The sequence below is a fragment of the Dietzia sp. NPDC055340 genome (genome assembly GCF_053645335.1).
In genome coordinates, this window is the sequence record NZ_JBSHML010000022.1 from 34,390 (window position 1) to 53,280 (window position 18,891).

12 protein-coding genes are annotated in these 18,891 nt (G+C 68.9%); 5 read left to right on the top strand and 7 right to left on the bottom strand.

Going from position 1 to position 18,891, the window contains the following annotated elements; translation table 11 throughout:
- Position 1 precedes the first annotated feature (1 nt).
- Positions 2–1,474: a 30S ribosomal protein S1 gene (gene rpsA, locus ACWIFB_RS15015; protein WP_230931322.1), complete on the top strand. Its 1,473-nt coding sequence runs from the start codon at positions 2–4 to the stop codon at positions 1,472–1,474.
- Between the two features lie 454 nt (positions 1,475–1,928).
- On the opposite strand, the gene ACWIFB_RS15020 is transcribed toward rpsA, so the two are convergent.
- Complete coding sequence (locus tag ACWIFB_RS15020) at positions 1,929–3,497, bottom strand: DUF4185 domain-containing protein (RefSeq protein WP_454058675.1); 1,569 nt, start codon at positions 3,495–3,497, stop codon at positions 1,929–1,931.
- A 63-nt stretch (positions 3,498–3,560) separates the two neighbouring features.
- Between ACWIFB_RS15020 and coaE the strand changes: the two genes are divergently transcribed.
- Entirely contained in the window at positions 3,561–4,643 is a 1,083-nt protein-coding gene (gene coaE / locus ACWIFB_RS15025; RefSeq protein ID WP_454058676.1) for a dephospho-CoA kinase, read from the top strand.
- 89 nt (positions 4,644–4,732) lie between these two features.
- On the opposite strand, the gene ACWIFB_RS15030 is transcribed toward coaE, so the two are convergent.
- Both ACWIFB_RS15030 and ACWIFB_RS15035 read right to left on the bottom strand, forming a co-directional pair.
- The gene (locus ACWIFB_RS15030; protein ID WP_454058677.1) at positions 4,733–6,328 is read right to left on the bottom strand and encodes a DUF4185 domain-containing protein; all 1,596 of its coding nucleotides are present in this window, start codon (positions 6,326–6,328) and stop codon (positions 4,733–4,735) included.
- 3 nt (positions 6,329–6,331) lie between these two features.
- On the bottom strand, positions 6,332–7,765 hold the full coding sequence (locus tag ACWIFB_RS15035; RefSeq protein ID WP_454058678.1) for a DUF4185 domain-containing protein: 1,434 nt from the start codon (positions 7,763–7,765) through the stop codon (positions 6,332–6,334).
- 121 nt (positions 7,766–7,886) lie between these two features.
- On the opposite strand from ACWIFB_RS15035, the gene uvrB reads away from it, so the two are divergent.
- Both uvrB and ACWIFB_RS15045 read left to right on the top strand, forming a co-directional pair.
- The gene (uvrB, locus tag ACWIFB_RS15040) at positions 7,887–10,016 is read left to right on the top strand and encodes an excinuclease ABC subunit UvrB (RefSeq protein ID WP_454058679.1); all 2,130 of its coding nucleotides are present in this window, start codon (positions 7,887–7,889) and stop codon (positions 10,014–10,016) included.
- Between the two features lie 93 nt (positions 10,017–10,109).
- Positions 10,110–10,559, top strand: a complete 450-nt coding sequence (locus ACWIFB_RS15045; protein ID WP_454058680.1) for a universal stress protein — start codon at positions 10,110–10,112, stop codon at positions 10,557–10,559.
- 86 nt (positions 10,560–10,645) lie between these two features.
- On the opposite strand, the gene ACWIFB_RS15050 is transcribed toward ACWIFB_RS15045, so the two are convergent.
- The 4 genes from ACWIFB_RS15050 to ACWIFB_RS15065 all read right to left on the bottom strand — a co-directional run bounded on the left by ACWIFB_RS15050 (position 10,646) and on the right by ACWIFB_RS15065 (position 15,611).
- Positions 10,646–11,068, bottom strand: a complete 423-nt coding sequence (locus tag ACWIFB_RS15050; RefSeq protein ID WP_454058681.1) for a DUF732 domain-containing protein — start codon at positions 11,066–11,068, stop codon at positions 10,646–10,648.
- Positions 11,065–13,500, bottom strand: coding sequence for a HelD family protein (locus tag ACWIFB_RS15055; protein WP_454058682.1), 2,436 nt, complete (start codon positions 13,498–13,500; stop codon positions 11,065–11,067). The genes ACWIFB_RS15050 and ACWIFB_RS15055 overlap by 4 nt, the downstream gene beginning before the upstream one ends.
- Before the next feature lie 143 nt (positions 13,501–13,643).
- On the bottom strand, positions 13,644–14,693 hold the full coding sequence (locus ACWIFB_RS15060) for a DoxX family protein (protein ID WP_452100146.1): 1,050 nt from the start codon (positions 14,691–14,693) through the stop codon (positions 13,644–13,646).
- 216 nt (positions 14,694–14,909) lie between these two features.
- Entirely contained in the window at positions 14,910–15,611 is a 702-nt protein-coding gene (locus ACWIFB_RS15065; RefSeq protein WP_452100145.1) for an MBL fold metallo-hydrolase, read from the bottom strand.
- A gap of 136 nt (positions 15,612–15,747) precedes the next feature.
- Between ACWIFB_RS15065 and uvrA the strand changes: the two genes are divergently transcribed.
- The gene (gene uvrA / locus ACWIFB_RS15070) at positions 15,748–18,831 is read left to right on the top strand and encodes an excinuclease ABC subunit UvrA (protein ID WP_454058683.1); all 3,084 of its coding nucleotides are present in this window, start codon (positions 15,748–15,750) and stop codon (positions 18,829–18,831) included.
- Positions 18,832–18,891 lie beyond the last annotated feature (60 nt).

Genomic DNA, 18,891 nt, shown 5'->3' on the forward strand with positions numbered 1-18,891 from the left:
TATGACCACCAACACCACGTCCCCGCAGGTAGCCGTCAACGACATCGGCTCCGCCGAGGACTTCCTCGCCGCCATCGACGCCACGATCAAGTACTTCAACGATGGTGACATCGTCGAGGGCACGATCGTCAAGGTTGACCGCGACGAGGTTCTGCTCGACATCGGCTACAAGACCGAGGGCGTCATCCCCTCGCGTGAGCTGTCCATCAAGCACGATGTCGACCCGGGTGAGGTCGTCGAGGTGGGCGATGAGGTCGAGGCTCTGGTCCTCACCAAGGAGGACAAGGACGGACGTCTGATCCTGTCCAAGAAGCGCGCCCAGTACGAGCGTGCCTGGGGCACCATCGAGGAGCTCAAGGAGAAGGACGAGGCCGTCAAGGGCACCGTCATCGAGGTCGTCAAGGGCGGCCTCATCCTCGATATCGGCCTCCGTGGCTTCCTCCCCGCCTCGCTGGTGGAGATGCGCCGCGTCCGCGACCTCCTGCCGTATGTGGGCAAGGAGCTCGAGGCGAAGATCATCGAGCTGGACAAGAACCGCAACAACGTCGTGCTCTCGCGCCGTGCATGGCTCGAGCAGACCCAGTCCGAGGTCCGCTCCGAGTTCCTGCACCAGCTGCAGAAGGGCCAGGTCCGCAAGGGCGTCGTGTCCTCGATCGTCAACTTCGGTGCGTTCGTGGACCTCGGCGGCGTCGACGGCCTCGTCCACGTCTCCGAGCTGTCCTGGAAGCACATCGATCACCCGTCCGAGGTCGTCGAGGTCGGCCAGGAGGTCACCGTCGAGGTTCTCGATGTCGACCTGGATCGCGAGCGCGTCTCCCTGTCGCTGAAGGCGACGCAGGAGGATCCGTGGCGGCACTTCGCCCGGACCCACGCGATTGGCCAGATCGTCCCGGGCAAGGTCACCAAGCTCGTTCCGTTCGGCGCGTTCGTGCGCGTCGAGGAGGGCATCGAGGGTCTGGTGCACATCTCCGAGCTGGCCGAGCGCCACGTGGAGGTCCCGGACCAGGTTGTGTCGGTGGGCGACGACGCCATGGTCAAGGTCATCGACATCGACCTCGATCGTCGTCGTATCTCGCTCTCGCTGAAGCAGGCGGACGAGGACTACACCGAGGAGTTCGACCCGTCGAAGTACGGCATGGCCGACAGCTACGACGAGGCCGGCAACTACATCTTCCCCGAGGGCTTCGATCCCGAGACCAACGAGTGGCTCGAGGGCTTCGAGAAGCAGCGTGAGGAGTGGGAGGCCCGCTACGCCGAGGCCGAGCGTCGTCACAAGATGCACACCGCCCAGATCGAGAAGGGACGCGCCGCCGCCGCGGAGGCCGCCGAGGCCGCGCCGACCAACTATTCGTCGGAGTCCGCTCCGGCCTCGCGTCCGGCCGCCGAGGCCAGCCAGGCCGAGTCGACCAGCGGTTCGCTGGCGTCGGACGAGCAGCTCGCCGCACTGCGCGCGAAGCTGGCCGGCGGCGAGTGATCCTCGTTGCCCTGAGGCGCTAGCCGTCTCGTAGCACTCAGCACGGCCCCGGCCCGCTCCCGAGATAGGGGAGCGGGCCGGGGCCGTCGCCTATTTGCCGCCCGCCCGCGGGTTCGGGCGATCGCTGCACAGCCGGAGTGGGCGTGTGACGCGTCGCTGGGGTGAACGTGGCGTCGGGCCTCGGCGCCTGTCAACGTGGCCGGGTGGTGGTATACGACGTCGAGGTCATCGGGCGCCGAGGATGCCCACAGTCCCGGGCCCGTCCTCCGCGCTCTGCCCGCGGGGTGACTGAGGCGGCAGGAGCCGGACGAGGCGGAGCGGCACTTTCGGACGGTTGCTCGAAATGAACTTACCGGCGCCGGAGGCATAGTGCTCCGACGCCGGTGGGTGTTCGTCGTACGCGTCTTTCAGGAGCGCACGGCGGTGGGTCCGCGGTTCACCGCCCGAGAGCGGCTCAGCGGCCCGCCGGTTCCGTGATCGGCTCGGGTGCGGCCGGTGCGGTCTCGGCGGCCTCCTCCAGGCGCTGCTCGTCGATCACGCCCTCGTCGTTGATGGCGCCGGCCTTCACCGCCTCGCCCACGGTGATACGGGACTGCACGTCGGTCTTGGTGTCTGCGGTGGGTGCGCTGAAGTCGAACTGGTCGAGGTCGGTGCGCAGCAGGAAGACGTTGTAGGCATCCCACGTGGAGAGTGTGTAGTAGAGGTACCTCCCGCCCGAAGTGATCGACTCCGGGTGGATCATCGGTGCGTAGGCGTTGGGGAACATGCGCCGGTTGACCAGAGTCTGGGGCTCGGACCAGGGGCCCTGTGGTTCGTTTGCGACCCGCATCGAGACGACGCCGCTCGCCATCGAGGTCAGGGACACGTACTTGTCCAGGTGCTCGTTGTACGCCACGGAAAGCTCCTCGACCGGTCGCGGAAGGACCTCGTAGTCGGTCGGCTCGTTGGCCCAGGCGCCTTCTCCCGCGTACCACTCGTATGCGGTGGGGTCCTCGATCTTGTCGAGATCGACACGCGCGAGCGTGGCCGGCCCGCGACGCCCGGACGGGGTCATGTACTCGTACAGGTGGCCGTCGGCCTCGAGGAAGGCGCTCATCTGCATGCCGTACCAGCGGTCCTGGTCGACTGCGGGCAGGTTCTCAGCGGTGTGTGGCGCATCGAACTTCACCGACTGGTTCCAATCAGTGAAGTTGGTGACGCGGCGCATCGAGTCGGTGAGGACGGTCCAGGTGGCGCCGTCGTCCTCCGACTTCACCAGTGCGGAGTAGTTGGTGTTCCAGCCACCCGGGGCGTTCCAGTCCCGCACGGACATGACGCGCATGTACATGGTGTCGCCGACGCTGATCGCGGCGGTGGGTATCACCGTCACCTCGCCCACGCCGTTCGCCTGGTGGGCGCCCTGGACCAGCGCGGTTGCCTGCTTCCCGTCGGAGGGCCGCGCGCCGGTGATCCTCAGACCGTTCGTGGGTGTGCCGGACTGCGCCGTGAGCATGACGTTGGACCGCCAGCTGTTGTCCGTCAGGGTGCAGTCGCCGAAGGTGTCCCCGAACATCACCATCGTCTCGTCGCCGTGCTCGAACATGATCCCGAGGTCCGTGCCGTGGATGTTGTACGCGGAATCGGTCTTGGCGGGGCTGGTGGGGCCGGTGACCAGCTGGAGTACGGACGTGGCGCCCTTGAGTACGGGGATCGTGCCCTGGTCACTGGTGATCCACCGCGGGAAGTCGCGCACGGAGGAGGCCGCGACACCGGCCACGGAGTTCGCGGCGTCGGCGAGTGAACCGGTGGTGAGGTTCAAGCCCAGCGAGGCGGGAGGGAAGTTGCCGAGGAAGTTGTTGCACGGCCCGCTCTGGGACCCCGTCGATCCGGTCGATCCCGCTGAGCCACTCGACCCGGGCAGTCCGGCGGAGCCGAGCGAGCCCGAGGACTGGGCGGCGGCGGTGATCGGCGCCACGAGGGATACCGACATGACGGCCACGGGCACGGTGAGGAGAAGCGAGTTGATCGCTGAACGACGACGCATAAGCGGGAGTTTAGGGGAAGTGGTTATTGGGGTGCACATTGATGGGTCACTTACACTCCAGGCATGTTGATGGTGGGTCTGACCGGAGGGATCGGTGCCGGTAAGTCGACGGTGACCGCGGTGCTCGCTGAGGCCGGGGCGGTGATCGTTGACGCGGACCGGATCGCACGTGAGGTCGTGGAGCCGGGCACTCCGGGCCTGGCCATGCTCGTCGCCGAGTTCGGCGAGCAGATCCTCGGCATGGACGGGGCACTGGACCGGGCGGCCCTGGCGGGGCTGGCGTTCGTGGACGCGGGGCGCACCGCCGCGCTCAACGCGATCACGCACCCGTTGATCGGCCAGCGCACCGCCGAACTGTTCGGCACGGCGCCGGAGGACGCGATCGTCGTGCACGACATGCCGTTGCTCGTCGAGGGCGGGATGACCCCGGGATACAACCTGGTGATCGTGGTGGACACGCCCGCCGATATCCGCCTACAGCGACTCGTCGAGCAGCGCGGAATGCCCGAGGACGACGCACGGGCCCGCATGTCCCGGCAGGCCACCGACGAGCAGCGGCGAGCGGTCGCCGACGTCCTGCTCGACAACTCGGGGGAGCGTCAGGTCGTCGCGGATCTGACGCGATCGCTCGTCGAGTCCCGGCTGCTGCCGTTCGAGCACAATCTCCGGACCGGCACGCCGGTGATAGGGGATCGGGCGGTCGTGCCGTTCCGTCCCGAGTGGGCGGGCGAGGCGGAGCGGGCGTCGGCGCGGCTGGGCCACGTCCTGGGGGAGGTCGCCGTGCGGATCGACCACGTCGGTCCGACCTCGGTGGGCGGACTCGATGCGCCGGACATCATCGATATCCAGGTGACGGTCCGTGATGAGGCGGGCCGGGACGCGGCACTGCGCGCGCTCACCGCCGCGGGCTGGGTGCGGGACCGTTCGAGCGAACGCCCGCTGTTCCACTGGTGCGATCCCGCGCGGCCCGTCGAGGTGTCGGTCATCGCGGAGGACGACCCGGAACACGAGTTCTCGTTGCTCATGTCGGAGGTGATCGCCGATGATCCCGCGGCCCGCGAGGAGTACGCCGGCATCCTTCGACGTGCGGATCGCGAGGAGACGCGGCAGTGGGAGCGCGCGCGATGCGCATCTGCGCGGTCCTGACCGGGAACGCTGCCGCGCGGTCCTGAGTAACCGATGACCGGACACCTGAAGGCCCGTCTGTCGCCGGGCCTTCAGGTGTCTTCATCGGATCACTCGGTCGGGACTACCCCGTTCACCAGTTCGGCGACCGGAACCTGTCGCACGACCTCGGACTGTGCGGGCGCCGCGGCCCTCGCGGTCCGCAGAGCGGAGGGGGCCGGGAACAGCTCGTTCAGGTCGGTGCGCACGAGGAACACGTTGTATGCGTTCCAGGTGGTGACCAGGTAGTACAGATCGCCACCCTGTGCCCACGGGTGCATGAAGCCCCCGTATACGCCCGGCAGCATCGAGTAATCGATCAGCGCGGTGGTGTCGCTCCACGGCCCCTCCGGGTGGTCCGCGGTGCGCATGACGATCGAGTCGAACCCCTTGGAGTACATCGCCGTGTACTTTCCCAGGTGCTCGTTCCACATGGTCGACAGCTCGCTGGCGGGGGCGGGCATCACGACGGAGGCGTCCTCGATATCGGACACCCACGCCTTCGCATCCCCGTCCCAGTAGTAGTAACCCGCCGGATCGAGCACGCCCGTGAGAAGGGTGTCGTCGGTGAGGTCGTCGTCGCCGAGTTCGGCAACGGTGGGGGAGTCGCCCGTCGCCACCCGCGCCAGGATCACCGCGCCCTGCCGGCCCGAGGGCGTCAGATACTCGTACAGGTAGTCGTCGTCCTCGCCCTTGACGAACGAGCTCATCTGCGCGCCACGCCAGGAGCTGTCGACGGCGGGTGCGCCGTCGCCGACGGGCACCGCGTCGGTGATCGGCCGGGCCATCTCGGGCACGGGAGTCCAGTTCTCGCCGTTGTCGGTGGAGTAGGCGATGCCCGAGTAGTTAGTCGTCCACGATCCCGGCTGTCCCCAGTGCGCCACCGACATGTATCGCAGGTACTGCACCCCGTTGACGGAGATGCCCGCGGTGGGGATGATCGTCACCTCGCCGGGCTGGTCGGCCCGGGGCACGATCGACTTGGCGAGCCCGTCGGCCCCCATCGCGGCGGAGTCTATGGTGATGCCGTCGTCCAGCACGGCGTCGCCGGAGCGGAACAGGACGTTGGAGCGCCACTGGTTGCCGGGCACGGAGCAGTCGCCCATGGTGTCGCCGAAGGCCATGAGGATCTCGCGATCATCGGCGTCGCCGTTGTCCCACATGATGCCCAGGTCGGTTCCCCCGACCCCGTACTCGGCGAGGGACTCGGAGGGGCTGGTCGGGCCGGTGACCAGCTGCAGGAACTGGGTGGGGCCGCGGAGGACGGGCACGGTGCCCTCCTCGCCGGTGATCCACGGCGGCATCCCGTAGACGGAGCCCACGAGCGGATCGAGCGATCCGGAGAGACCGTTGCCGACCGACCCGGTCTCGAGCTCCTGCACGAGCGACCCGGACCGGTCCGCTGACCCCAGCGACCCGGAAGCCGAGCCCAGCGACCCGGAGTCGCCGGTTGAGCCGAGCGACCCGAGGGAGCCGGTGGCCATCCCCGCGCCGGTCCGGTGTTCGAGAAGCGAGCCGAAGTTGCCGAACATCTCGCTGCAGGGTCCGGCGTCGGCCGTGCCCGCGCCGAGTGTGCTGACGGCCGTCACCGTGGCGGCCGCCGTCACGGTGACAGCGGCCGCCGAGGCGAGGCGCCGGGCGAGGGAGGGGGTGAGGGGGCGGGTCATGTACTAGGCCTCCGGGAGGGGGATTCGGTCGACGAGAACGGTCTCGCCGGTGTCTGCGGGGTCGGGGGTGTCGCGGGTCCAGCTGTCGTCGGCGGCGCGCATGCGGGCCGCCGCGGACGGCGCCGTCCGCGCGGGGAGCACATCGAGATCCGTCTTCATGAGGAAGACGTTGTAGGCGTCCCACGTGGACAGCGTGAAATACAGATCATCCCCGTTCGTCTTGATCGCGGGACTCCAGGGGTGCGCGAACGCCCCGTAAAGGGTGGGGAGATGGTCGTACGACAGGAGGATGTCCCTGCCCGACCACCGTCCCTGGGGCGTCGGGGCCCGGCGCATCACGACGTCGTTGTTCTGGTCGGTGTACAGCGAGATGAACTGTCCGAGGTGCTCACTCCAGGAGACCGACAGTTCGCTCACCCGGCCGTCGAGCACCACCGTCGCGGCGTCCTGATCCGCCACCCAGCCGGTGCCGTCCCAGAATTCGTAGGCGTCCATGTCCTCGATCGAGGCCTCGTCGACGCGGGCGAGGATCGCCGAGCCGTTGCGGCCCGACGGGGTCAGGTACTCGTAGACGAGACCGTCGTGTTTGAGGAAGGCGCTCATCTGCCCGGCGGTGTGTGCGGAGTGCGGTTCCCCGAGAGCGGACGGGACCAGCGCCGGATCGCCTGTCCCCGTACGGGCGGTGCCGGCGACCTCGGTCCAGATTTCGCCGTTGTCTGTGGACTTTGCCAGGGCCGAGTAGTTGGTGGTCCACTCGCCGGGTGCGCCCCACGTCCGCACGGACATGTAGCGCACGTACTGGGTCGTCCCCACGGCGACGCCCGCGGTCGGGATCACCGTGGTCTCACCCGGGACGTTCTGCCGGGGCAGGATCGACTTGGCGATGCCCGCGCGTTCCATCGGGGCGTCGTCGATGCGCATGCCATCGGAGAGGTCGCGGTCCGAGGAGCGGAAGAGGATGTTGCTGCGCCACTGGTCGCCGTCGACGCTGCAGTCGCCCATGGTGTCGCCGAGCGCCATGTGCACCTGGTTCTTCCCGTCGGCGTTGCCGTTCTCCCAGAGTATGCCCAGGTCGGTGCCGGTTATCGCGAAGCGGTCCACGGTGTCGTTGGGGCTGGTGGGCCCGGTCAGGAGCTCGACGGTGGTGGTGCGGCCCTCCAGCACGGGGATGTATCCCGACTCGCCGTTGTGCCACGGGGTGGCGGGGTTCGACGGCGCCGCGGACGAACCGCCGAGGCTGCTCGAGCCGCCCCCGCCGCCCCCGCCGCCGGCACCCGACGGCGGCCAGGGGTCGCAGGGGGCTGCGGCCGCGATCGGCGCGGCGAGGGTGAGGGTCCCCGCCGCGAGGGCGGTGGCGGTGGCCATCGCCGCGGGTCGGCGCCCGATGCGGTATCCGGGGCGGTGGGAAGTACGACGACGACGAGGTTCATTGAACACAGGGCGACTCCAGACGGACGAGCACGATTCACGCCGATTCATGGACGGGGCGGCGATGCGGGCGGTGGAGGCGTAAACACTAGACGAGCGGGACGCGTCGCAGGCTCGTATCCTGGATGTCATGGCTTTCGCGACCGAGATCCCCGACGACGGGATCCCCGTCGACCCGACTGTCCTGTCCTACTCGGAGTTCCGTCCGATCGGCGATATCGAGCGCAGTACGGACCGTTTCGAGGTGGTCAGCGAGTTCACGCCGTCGGGCGACCAGCCCACGGCGATCGCAGAGCTGGCCGAGCGGCTGGGCCGGGGCGAGCGGGATACGGTCCTGCTCGGCGCGACCGGTACCGGCAAGTCCGCCACCACGGCGTGGCTCATCGAGCAGGTGCAGCGGCCGACACTGGTGATGGCCCCCAACAAGACGCTCGCGGCGCAGCTCGCCAACGAGTTGAGGGAGATGCTGCCCAACAACGCGGTCGAGTACTTCGTGTCCTATTACGACTACTACCAACCCGAGGCGTACATCGCCCAGACGGACACCTTCATCGAGAAGGACTCCTCCATCAACGACGATGTGGAGCGGCTCCGGCATTCGGCCACGTCCTCGCTGTTGTCTCGCCGCGACGTCGTCGTCGTCAGTTCCGTCTCCTGTATCTACGGCCTGGGCACCCCGCAGTCCTACCTCGACCGCTCAGTGGCGCTGTCCGTCGGGCAGGAGGTCGACCGCGACCAGCTGCTCCGGCTCCTCGTCGACGTGCAGTACGAGCGTAACGACGTCTCGATGACCCGCGGGACGTTCCGGGCCAAGGGCGACACCGTCGACATCATCCCCACCTACGAGGAACTCGCCGTCCGCATCGAGTTCTTCGGCGACGAGGTCGACGCCCTGTACTACATCCACCCGCTCACCGGGGACGTGGTGCGCAAGGTCGACGAGGTGCGCATCTTCCCGGCCACCCACTACGTCGCGGGTCCGGAGCGCATGGCCAGGGCGATCGCCTCCATCGAGGAGGAACTGGAGGGGCGGCTCGCGGAACTGGAGAACCAGGGCAAGCTGCTCGAGGCCCAGCGGCTTCGCATGCGCACCACCTACGACATCGAGATGATGCAGCAGGTCGGCTTCTGCTCCGGCATCGAGAACTACTCGAGGCACATCGACGGGCGCGCGGCGGGCAGTTCGCCGGCGACACTGATCGACTACTTCCCGGAGGACTTCCTCACGGTGATCGACGAGTCCCATGTGACCGTCCCCCAGATCGGGGCGATGTACGAGGGCGACGCCTCCCGCAAGCGCAATCTCGTGGATTTCGGGTTCCGGCTGCCGTCCGCGCTGGACAACCGGCCGCTCACCTGGGAGGAGTTCTCCGAGCGGGTGGGGCAGACCGTTTACCTGTCCGCCACGCCGGGCAACTACGAGATGGGGCAGACCGGCGGCGAGTTCGTCGAGCAGGTGATCCGTCCGACCGGGCTGGTCGACCCGAAGGTGGTGGTCAAGCCGACCAAGGGCCAGATAGATGACCTGGTGGGGGAGATCCGGGCGCGCGCCGAACGGGACGAGCGGGTGCTGGTCACCACGCTGACCAAGAAGATGGCCGAGGATCTAACCGACTACCTGCTCGAACTGGGCGTTCGCGTGCGCTACCTGCACTCGGAGATCGACACGCTGCAGCGTGTGGAGTTGCTGCGTGATCTCCGGCGCGGCGAGTACGACGTGCTGGTGGGCATCAACCTCCTCCGCGAGGGACTCGACCTGCCGGAGGTCTCGCTGGTGGCGATCCTCGACGCGGACAAGGAGGGCTTCCTCCGGTCGAGCACCTCGCTCATCCAGACCATCGGTCGTGCCGCGCGAAACGTCTCCGGCGAGGTCCACATGTACGCGGACCGGATCACCGACTCCATGCAGCACGCGATGGAGGAGACCGATCGGCGCCGCGAGAAGCAACTCGCCTACAACGCCGAGCACGGGATCGACCCCCAGCCGCTGCGTAAGAAGATCGCCGACATCCTCGATCGGGTCGGGGAGGATCGGCCCCTGACGGGCGATGCCCAGGAGCGCCGCGAACTCGTCGGCGCCCGCGCGGTGGGCGATGCCGCCCGTCCTCGGCAGGAGTTGGAGAAGCTCATCGAGGAGATGACCGAGCAGATGGTTTCTGCGGCTACAGATCTGCGGTTTGAGCTGGCCGGACGCCTCCGGGACGAGATCGCGGAGCTCCGTAAGGAACTCAAGGGTATGCGCGAGGCCGGTATCGAGTGATAGCTCATCTGTGATGTGACACGCTTACCCCCTACGGTGGCGGCCTCTGCCGTCTACGCTGGACGAAACGTGTTCCCTAGGAGAGGACTGAGAATGAGCGCCTACACCAAGGTGATCGTGGGGACGGACGGGTCCGAGTCGTCGTACCGTGCGGTCGAACGTGCCGCGGTTCTGGCGGCCGACGCGTCCGCGACCCTGGTGGTGGCCTGCGCGTACGTGCCGGCCGATCAGCGGTCGGTCAGCCAGGTGGCGGATCAGATGGGCGAGGACGCCTACCAGATCCGTGGCGACAATCCCGCCGAGGACATCGTCCGCGGCGCCAAGGACAGGGCCCACGCCGCGGGCGCCACCGAGATCGAGGTGCGCACCGTCAAGGGCGCCCCGGTCGAGTCGCTCATCTCCCTGGCGGAGGAGACCGGCGCCGACCTGCTGGTCGTGGGCAACAAGGGTCTCAACTCGCTCACCGGTCGGCTCCTGGGTTCGGTGCCCGCCGACGCCGCGCGTCGCGCCGCCTGCGACGTGCTCATCGTCCACACCACCTAGCAGCACGCCCGGCCAGGGAACCGTGGGCATCGTTCGGCACGGAACTCCGGGGGCGGGGCGCTCGTCTTGAATCGAGGCCGGCCGGATCAGTCGCAGAGGTGAGCCCGGCTGGCCTCCACGATGGTGCGACCGACGCGGTCGGTGTCCTGGTCCCTGCTCTGTGTGGCGATCGCGCTGCTGAGGGGGCGGATCTGGTCGAGAATGGTCTCGGTGTCGACACCTTCCGCGGTGTTCTCGCAGATCCCGATCCCCACCTCGACAGTGGTTTCGGCGCTCATGCCGGTCGGCAGCCCGAACTCCGCGAGATCATCGAGAAACGCCTGCTCGGCGTCGGTCCTCGTCTCCGGTGCGGGGTCGGCAGGTGCCGGCGCGCTGTTCGCCTTCACGGAGGTGGGGGAGTCGGCGGCGGTCTCCGACGCCTCCTCGGCCGCCTGACCGCACCCGCCGGCGGCCAGCGCGAGGATGAGGAGGGCCGGCACCACCCGGACGCGATCCGGAACGGACCTCATGCGGTGAGTTCCTCTCTGCTGCCGGCCAGCGTGTCCCGGATCTCCGCGAGCAGGGGGCCGAAACCTCCTGGCTGGGCCAGGACCAGCTCCTGCGTCGCCCGGGTCGTACCCACGTAGAGGTCCTGGAGACCCTGGGGCGAGCGTGCCAGGATCTGTTCGGGATCGATCACCACCACCACGTCGAACTCGAGCCCCTTGGCCAACGCCAGCGGCAACACGGACGTGCCCGGGCGGACGCGCTCGACCGCCTCGCGAAGATCCGGATAACCGGTCGACGCGGCGGAATCGTTCACGCCACCGACGTCGGCGGTGCCGTGACCGTCCTCCGGGTGGACGCCGTTGTCGTCGTCGTACTCGTTCCCATCCGGGACCACCACCGCCACGGCCCGCTCGGGCGATACGGCGGTGACCCGCTGCACCACCAGATCCACCAACGACGCGGCGTCCGGTTCCGCCCACTCCACCGGGTGCCGGCCCTGACGGACCGGACGCGGCGATGTCGCCGCGGGGTCGATCTCGGCGAGCAACGCCTCGGCCACCGCCGACACGGTCGCCGGGGTCCGGTAGTTGACGGTGAGCTCGCACAGCACCCACCGGTCGTCCACATACGGCGACAGCGCGTCGCCCCACGAGTCGATACCCGCCGGGCTCGACGTCTGGGCCACATCGCCCACCAGGGTCATCCAGCGGTTGGGGGAGCGGCGCATGAGAGTGCGCCACGCCATCGCCGACAGCTCCTGCGCCTCGTCGACGATCACGTGCCCGAACGCCCACGTCCGGTCAGCACCGGCGCGGTCGGCGACGGTGAGATCGGAATCCGCGCTGTGCCGACGGGCCAGCGACTCCGCATCCACCACGTCGTACGCCATGAGCACCTCGGGGTCGAGATCATCCTCGATGTCCTGGACCGCGGAACCGGTGAGGATCTCGAGTGCCTCCTCCGCCTGACGGACCTGCTCGGCCCACGCGCGATCGGCCTCGGTGCCCTCCTCCGACGGGTCGTCGCCGAGGAGCTCCGCCAGCTCGTCCAACAGCGGGACGTCGGCCACCGAGAAGGCGTAACCGTCCTCGCGGAACAGCGCCTCCTGGTCCTCTGCCACATAGTCGCCGGCGGCCTCGGTGATCCGCTCACGACTCGACAGGAGCTCCGCGAGAAGCCGCTCGGGTCGCAGTACCGGCCACCACTCGTCGATGGCCTCGCCCACCTCGACGGACTCCTCGACCTCCGTCCGGAGAGCGGCCCGGTCCTCGGCGTCCAACAGGGGGCGGGCCGGATCGCCCAGATCGCCCAGGCCGTCGCCCCGGGGTGCCCACGCCTCGTCCTCCGCGTCACCCACGGGATCGGTCAGGGCGGCCATGTACTGCTCGGTCAGTGCCTCCGTGATCCGCGTCGCGAACGCGTCCCGCGCCTGATTGTGCGGGCGGCGCGTCATCCGGGCCCGGCCGCGCGCGGCACGGACCGTCGCCGGTTCCAGGACCAGCCGGTGGCCGTCGACGTGGACCTCCACCTCGTCCGCGGGGGCGAGCTGGCGTGCCCGCACCGCGGCCCTGAGGATGTCGACCATCGCCTCCGAGCCCTTGACCTCTTCGCCGCGCAGGGACTCGGGACCGGTCGCCCTCACCCCGGGGTAGAGGTCCCCGAGAGTCCGCAGAACGACCCCCGACTCGCCGAGGGACGGGAGGACGCGGGCGATGTAGTCGAGGAACCGCGGGTTCGGGCCCACGATGAGCACGCCGCTGCGGTCCAGCCGCTGGCGATGGGTGTAGAGCAGGTAGGCGGCGCGATGAAGCGCCACCGCGGTCTTCCCGGTGCCGGGGCCACCCTGGACCACCAGGACCCCGGAGTGTGGGTTACGGATGATCTCGTCCTGCTCGCGCTGGATGGTGGCGACGATGTCCGTCATGTGGCCGGAACGGGCCGCGTCCAGCGCCTCGAGCAGCGCGGACTCACCCACCACGTCGTCGTGGTCCTCCGGCACGTCGCCGTCCACCGGGGCGGTGAGGAACTCATCGTGCACGCCGATCACCCGGCGGCCGATCGTGCGCAGATGGCGACGCCGGTGGGCCCCCTCCGGGCGGGCCGTCGTGGCCAGGTAGAAGGGCCGGCTGTGGTCGGCGCGCCAGTCGAGGAGAAGCGTCGTGAGGTCCTCGTCGTCGTCCCTCAGTCCCACGCGGCCGATCCGGCGGACCTCGCCGTCCTCCATGTCCAGGCGCCCGAAGTACAGGCCCAGGTTGGCGGCGTTGAAGGACGCGAGCTCCGACGAGTACAGGCGGGCGAACGACTCGCGCTCGGATCGGGCCTGGGGCGTCCCTCCTGTCCCGCGGAGAACGGCGTCGAGCCGCGCGCGGGTGTCCTTGCGCAACTCCTCGAGCCGGTCGAGGAGTCGACCGAGGTGTTCTTGCTCCTCGGCGAGGGCATCGTTTCCCGTCACGGGCGCTCCTTCCCTGGTGGACGGCTCTGGGCAGGACGTCCAGGCTACCGGTATTCGCGACAGGACCGACGACGACGACCCCGCCCGTCGACGGGCGGGGTCGTCACTGGACCCGGGCGGCCCCAGGGTGGGCCGGAGTGGCGTCAGGGCGCGATGGCCCTGGCCGCCTTCTTGCGCAGTTTGTCGCTCTTCTTCCGGGCGTCGGCGCCGGCCTTGCGGGCGCGCTTCTCGGTCTTGCCGCCCCGCTTCTCGGCCGCCTTGCGGGCGTCCTTCGCGGTCTTGCGCACGGCCGAGGTGTCGATCTCCTCGACCCGGTCGGCCACGTTCGCCGCCACGGACCCGGCGCGGTCACGCGCCTGCGCGGCGAGCGGTCCGGCCTCCTCCGCGGCGAGGTGTGCGGCGGTGGTGGCGCGCTCTCGTGCCTCTGCCGCGTACGGGGCGACCTGCTCACGGGCGTCGGCGACGCGGTCGCGCACCTGAGCGGCGATGACCGGGGCCTTGGACTTCACCAGTCCGGCGATGCCCGACGCCTGGTCACGAACCTGCTCGGCCACCTCGGGGGCCCGCTCGCGGACCTGTTCGGCCACCTCGGGCGCCTTGTCGCGGACGGTGTCGGCCGCGTCGCGCGCCTGGTCGGCCACGGTGTGCGCCACCCCGGCGACAGCCGAGCCGGCGGTGAGGGCCTCCGCCTTCGCCCCGGGCAACCTGGCCGCGACCTTGTCCCTGGCCTTGCCGGCGCGCCAGGCCAGCCCCGGCTGGCCGGCGGTGTCGGCGGAGGCGATCAGCAGTGCGCCGAGCAGTGCGACATCGGTTGCCAGGCCGGTCGTCTTACGGCTGCGCGCCGCCGGATCGGACTCCGTCCAGAACGCGTGACGACTGACCGTCGAGGGCACGTGTGACGCGGTCAGGGCGAGGGCCGACAACCGCGGCGCCTTGCCCAGCGCGAAGAGAGCGCCCGCGCCGATCTTGACCCCGGCGAGTGCCTTGACGAGGGTCTCGGTGTCCTTGGGGACGGGCGGCACGGTCGTGTTGACGCGCTCGTTGACCGCCTGCTCCCCCTTCTCCACCAGCGGGGTGGCCTGGTCGACCAGCGGGGCCGCATCGGCGACATGGGCCTGGGGATTACGCAACGTCTCGATGCCGTCGATGACGAAAACCGAGGCGAGCATTGGTCGTGCGAGTCGTCGGATCATCGTTCCTCCTGAATCAGTGGGAGTGCGTGCTCGAACCTAGTGCGAACTCGGGTGCCGCGCCTCCGATCGCGTCATCCCGGGTCGGTGTCGACGATGTCCGACAGGGGATGGGCTGCGGGAATCGTGTGACGAGTGGGATTGATAACGATTCGGAAATGGCCGTCGCGACGGTTCGGTCGGGCGGCCGGAGCGGCGATCACCGATGTCCTTCTCCCGTCACCAGCCGCGGTCCCGCCACTCGGCCAGGTGCGGGCGCTCGGCCCCCACGGTGGTGTCGTCGCCGTGCCCGGGGTGGACCACCACGTCGTCCTCGAGTTCCGCGAACACCCGCGACTCCAGGTCGCTCATGAGACGGTCGAAGTCCTCCGGTGAGCCGGTCTTGCCCGGGCCGCCTGGGAACAGCGAATCACCCGAGATCAGGTGGGTGCCCTCGTCCGTCCTCAGCAGCAGGGCGATGCCGTCCGGGGTGTGCCCGCGCAACCCGATCACCTCGAGCCGCAGATCGCCGACGGTGAGCTGGTCCCCATGGGACGCATGACGATCGGTGGGGATGTCGATCGACCCGGCGTCACCAGGGGAGGCGATGGTGGTGAGACCGAGCGCCTCCACCGTCTCCGCGAGCCCGATCCAGTGGTCGGCGTGCAGGTGGGTCGTGAGCACCTCCTTGAGCGACGGGGCGTGCTCACGCAGGTGGGCGATCAGCTGAGGCGCGTCGTTGGCCGCGTCGACGAGGAGGACGTCGCCCGTCGCGACCGACTCGACGATGTACACGTTGTTGTCCATCTCGCCGACGGAGATCTTGGTCAGGCGGGCAGGACCCACGGTCCAGCGCTCGCCGGTGAGACGGCCGTCGAGACGGCCGGTGTAACCCTCGGTGAGGGTGATTCGGTCAGGGATTGGCGTGGTGGAAGTCGACATAGCTGCAGGCTACCGACGCTGCCGGTGGTCGGGGACCGGAAACATGTCGGACGACGTTGGTACCTTCGTGTGCGGGAACGGCGGCCATGCGGCACGTACGGCAATGTGGCGACCTCCCCCCGGAAGGAGAACCCCCATGGTGGACCGGCTGGTCGTCCGCGGCGCGCGTGAGCACAACCTCAAGGGCGTGGATATCGACGTCCCCCGAGAGGCGTTGATCGTGTTCACCGGTCTGTCGGGGTCGGGCAAATCCTCGCTGGCGTTCGACACGATCTTCGCGGAGGGGCAGCGGCGCTATGTCGAGTCCCTCTCGGCGTATGCGCGGATGTTCCTCGGCCAGATGGACAAGCCGGATGTCGACTTCATCGAGGGTCTCTCCCCGGCGGTGTCGATCGACCAGAAGTCCACCAACCGGAACCCGCGCTCGACCGTCGGCACCATCACCGAGGTGTACGACTATCTCCGGTTGCTGTACGCCCGGGCCGGCGTCCCGCACTGTCCCACCTGTGGTGAGGAGGTGTCGCGGCAGACGCCCCAGCAGATCGTCGACCAGATCCTGGAGGGCGAGGAGGGCGTCCGCTTCCAGGTCCTGGCGCCGGTGGTCCGTACACGCAAGGGCGAGTTCGTGGACCTCTTCGCCCAGCTCGCCGCTGACGGGTACAGCCGCGTCCGGGTGGACGGGGAACTGCACACCCTCGCGGAGCCCCCGACGCTGAAGAAGCAGGAGAAGCACGACATCGAGGTGGTGGTGGACCGTCTCGCCGCCAAGCCGTCCGCACGGCAGCGGCTCACCGATTCCGTGGAGACCGCGCTCGGCCTCGCGGACGGTGTGATCGTGATCGACTACGTGGATCTCGAGGAATCGGACCCGGGCCGGCGTCGGCGCTTCTCCGAGCACATGGCCTGCCCCAACGGTCACCCCATCGCCCTGGACGACATGGAGCCCCGGGCGTTCTCGTTCAACTCGCCGTACGGTGCGTGCCCGGTGTGTGACGGTCTCGGATCGCACCTCGAGGTCGATCCGGACCTGGTGGTACCCGATCCGGAGGTCTCTCTCGCGGACGGTGCGATCGCCCCGTGGGCGGGCGGCCAGAGCGCGGACTACTTCCAGCAACTCCTGACCGGACTTGCTGACGACATGGGTTTCGACCTCCGCACCCCGTGGCAGGAGCTACCCGCGAAGGTGCGTAAGGCCGTTCTCGGCGGTGCCTCGACCAAGGTCCGCGTGCGCTACCGCAACCGCTACGGGCGGGTGCGGACGTACGACGCCAAGTTCGAGGGCGTCATGTCGTTCCTCAAGCGCCGGCTCGAGCAGACCGAATCGGAGTCGCAGAAGGAGCGGTACCAGGGCTACATGCGCGAGGTGCCGTGTCCCGCGTGCGAGGGCACCCGTCTCAAGCCCGAGATCCTCGCGGTGACCCTGAGCGGTCACGGCGGGCACGAGCGCTCGATCGCCGATATCAGCAGGATGTCCGTCGCGGACTGCGCAGCCTTCCTCGACGGGCTCGAACTGAACGCCCGGCAGGCCATGATCGCCGGCCGCGTGCTCAAGGAGATCCAGGCGCGCATGGGCTTCCTGCTCGACGTCGGGCTGGACTACCTGTCGCTCGACCGCGTTGCCGGAAGCCTGTCGGGCGGCGAGGCACAGCGCATCCGGTTGGCCACCCAAATCGGTTCGGGTCTGGCGGGGGTGCTCTACGTGCTCGACGAGCCGTCCATCGGGCTCCACCAGCGCGACAACCGACGCCTCATCGACACCCTGGTGCGTCTGAGGGACCTCGGGAACACCCTCCTGGTGGTCGAACACGACGAGGACACGATCAGGGCCGCCGACTGGATCGTCGATATCGGACCTCTCGCCGGCGAGCACGGTGGCCGGGTCGTCCACTCCGGTGACTACGAGGGGCTGCTGGCCAACACCGAATCACTCACCGGTGACTACCTCGCTGGTCGACGCTCCATCGCGCTCCCGCAGTCTCGCCGTGAACGCGATCCGGACAAGCAGTTGCGGGTGCGTGGCGCCCGCGAGAACAACCTCAGGAACGTGGACGTGGTGTTCCCCGGCGGCGTGCTGTGTGCGGTCACGGGAGTATCCGGATCGGGCAAGTCGACCCTGGTCAACGACATCCTCGCGACGGCGCTGGCCAACCAGCTCAACCGGGCCCGGCAGGTCCCGGGGAGGCACTCCGGGATCGACGGCGTGGAGTCGTTCGACAAGTTGGTGCAGGTGGACCAGTCGCCGATCGGCCGGACGCCCCGGTCCAACCCGGCCACCTACACGGGCGTGTTCGACAAGATCCGCACCCTTTTCGCCGCCACCACAGAGGCCAAGGTCCGGGGCTACAAGCAGGGGCGGTTCTCGTTCAACGTCAAGGGCGGCCGCTGCGAGGCGTGCCAGGGCGACGGCACGTTGAAGATCGAGATGAACTTCCTGCCGGACGTCTACGTCCCGTGCGAGGTCTGCCACGGAGCGCGGTACAACCGCGAGACCCTCGAGGTGCACTACAAGGGCAAGACCATCGCCGAGGTGCTGGACATGCCGATCGAGGAGGCTTGTGAGTTCTTCGAGCCGATCACCTCGATCCACCGCTACCTCAAGACGCTCACCCAGGTCGGTCTCGGATACGTGCGGCTCGGTCAGTCCGCACCCACACTGTCCGGAGGCGAGGCGCAACGCGTCAAGCTCGCCGCCGAGCTGCAGAAGCGATCCAGCGGACGGACCGTCTACATCCTCGACGAGCCCACCACGGGCCTGCACTTCGAGGACATCACCAAGCTTCTCCTGGTCATCCAGGGGCTGGTGGACAAGGGCAACACGGTGATCGTCATCGAGCACAACCTCGATGTCATCAAGAGCGCCGACTGGGTGATCGACATGGGGCCCGAGGGTGGTGCAGGCGGCGGAATGGTGGTCGCCGAGGGCACGCCTGAACAGGTGGCGCGGGTGCCGGAGAGTCACACTGGGCGCTTCCTCGCCGAGATCCTGCCCGCCGGATCGCCGAGCGGTGAGGACGCAGCGGGCGATTCAGCGCCGGGCCCGGCCACGAAGCCGGCGGCCAAGAACGCGGCGAAAAAGTCCGCGGCCAAGGCGACACCCAAGAAGTCCACTTCAACGAAGTCGGCAGGGCAGAAGACCTCGGCGCAGAAGACCTCGGCGCAGAAGACCTCGGCGCAGAAGACCGCGGCCAAGGCCGCGCGAAAGGCCAGGTCGCTTCGCTGACACGCAAGGGCCGCCCCGGGGCGTTTCTGTCCCGGGGCGGCCCTGATGTGCGTGGGCGGG

What these genes read in the sequence shown, in the direction of transcription:
- ACWIFB_RS15030 (WP_454058677.1), bottom strand. Translation starts at nt 6,328, where the DNA reads ATGACCCGCCCCCTCACCCCCTCCCTCGCCCGGCGCCTCGCCTCGGCG.
- ACWIFB_RS15050 (WP_454058681.1), bottom strand. Translation starts at nt 11,068, where the DNA reads ATGAGGTCCGTTCCGGATCGCGTCCGGGTGGTGCCGGCCCTCCTCATC.
- coaE (WP_454058676.1), top strand. Translation starts at nt 3,561, where the DNA reads ATGTTGATGGTGGGTCTGACCGGAGGGATCGGTGCCGGTAAGTCGACG.
- uvrA (WP_454058683.1), top strand. Translation starts at nt 15,748, where the DNA reads ATGGTGGACCGGCTGGTCGTCCGCGGCGCGCGTGAGCACAACCTCAAG.
- ACWIFB_RS15065 (WP_452100145.1), bottom strand. Translation starts at nt 15,611, where the DNA reads ATGTCGACTTCCACCACGCCAATCCCTGACCGAATCACCCTCACCGAG.
- ACWIFB_RS15020 (WP_454058675.1), bottom strand. Translation starts at nt 3,497, where the DNA reads ATGCGTCGTCGTTCAGCGATCAACTCGCTTCTCCTCACCGTGCCCGTG.
- ACWIFB_RS15045 (WP_454058680.1), top strand. Translation starts at nt 10,110, where the DNA reads ATGAGCGCCTACACCAAGGTGATCGTGGGGACGGACGGGTCCGAGTCG.
- ACWIFB_RS15060 (WP_452100146.1), bottom strand. Translation starts at nt 14,693, where the DNA reads ATGATCCGACGACTCGCACGACCAATGCTCGCCTCGGTTTTCGTCATC.
- rpsA (WP_230931322.1), top strand. Translation starts at nt 2, where the DNA reads ATGACCACCAACACCACGTCCCCGCAGGTAGCCGTCAACGACATCGGC.
- uvrB (WP_454058679.1), top strand. Translation starts at nt 7,887, where the DNA reads ATGGCTTTCGCGACCGAGATCCCCGACGACGGGATCCCCGTCGACCCG.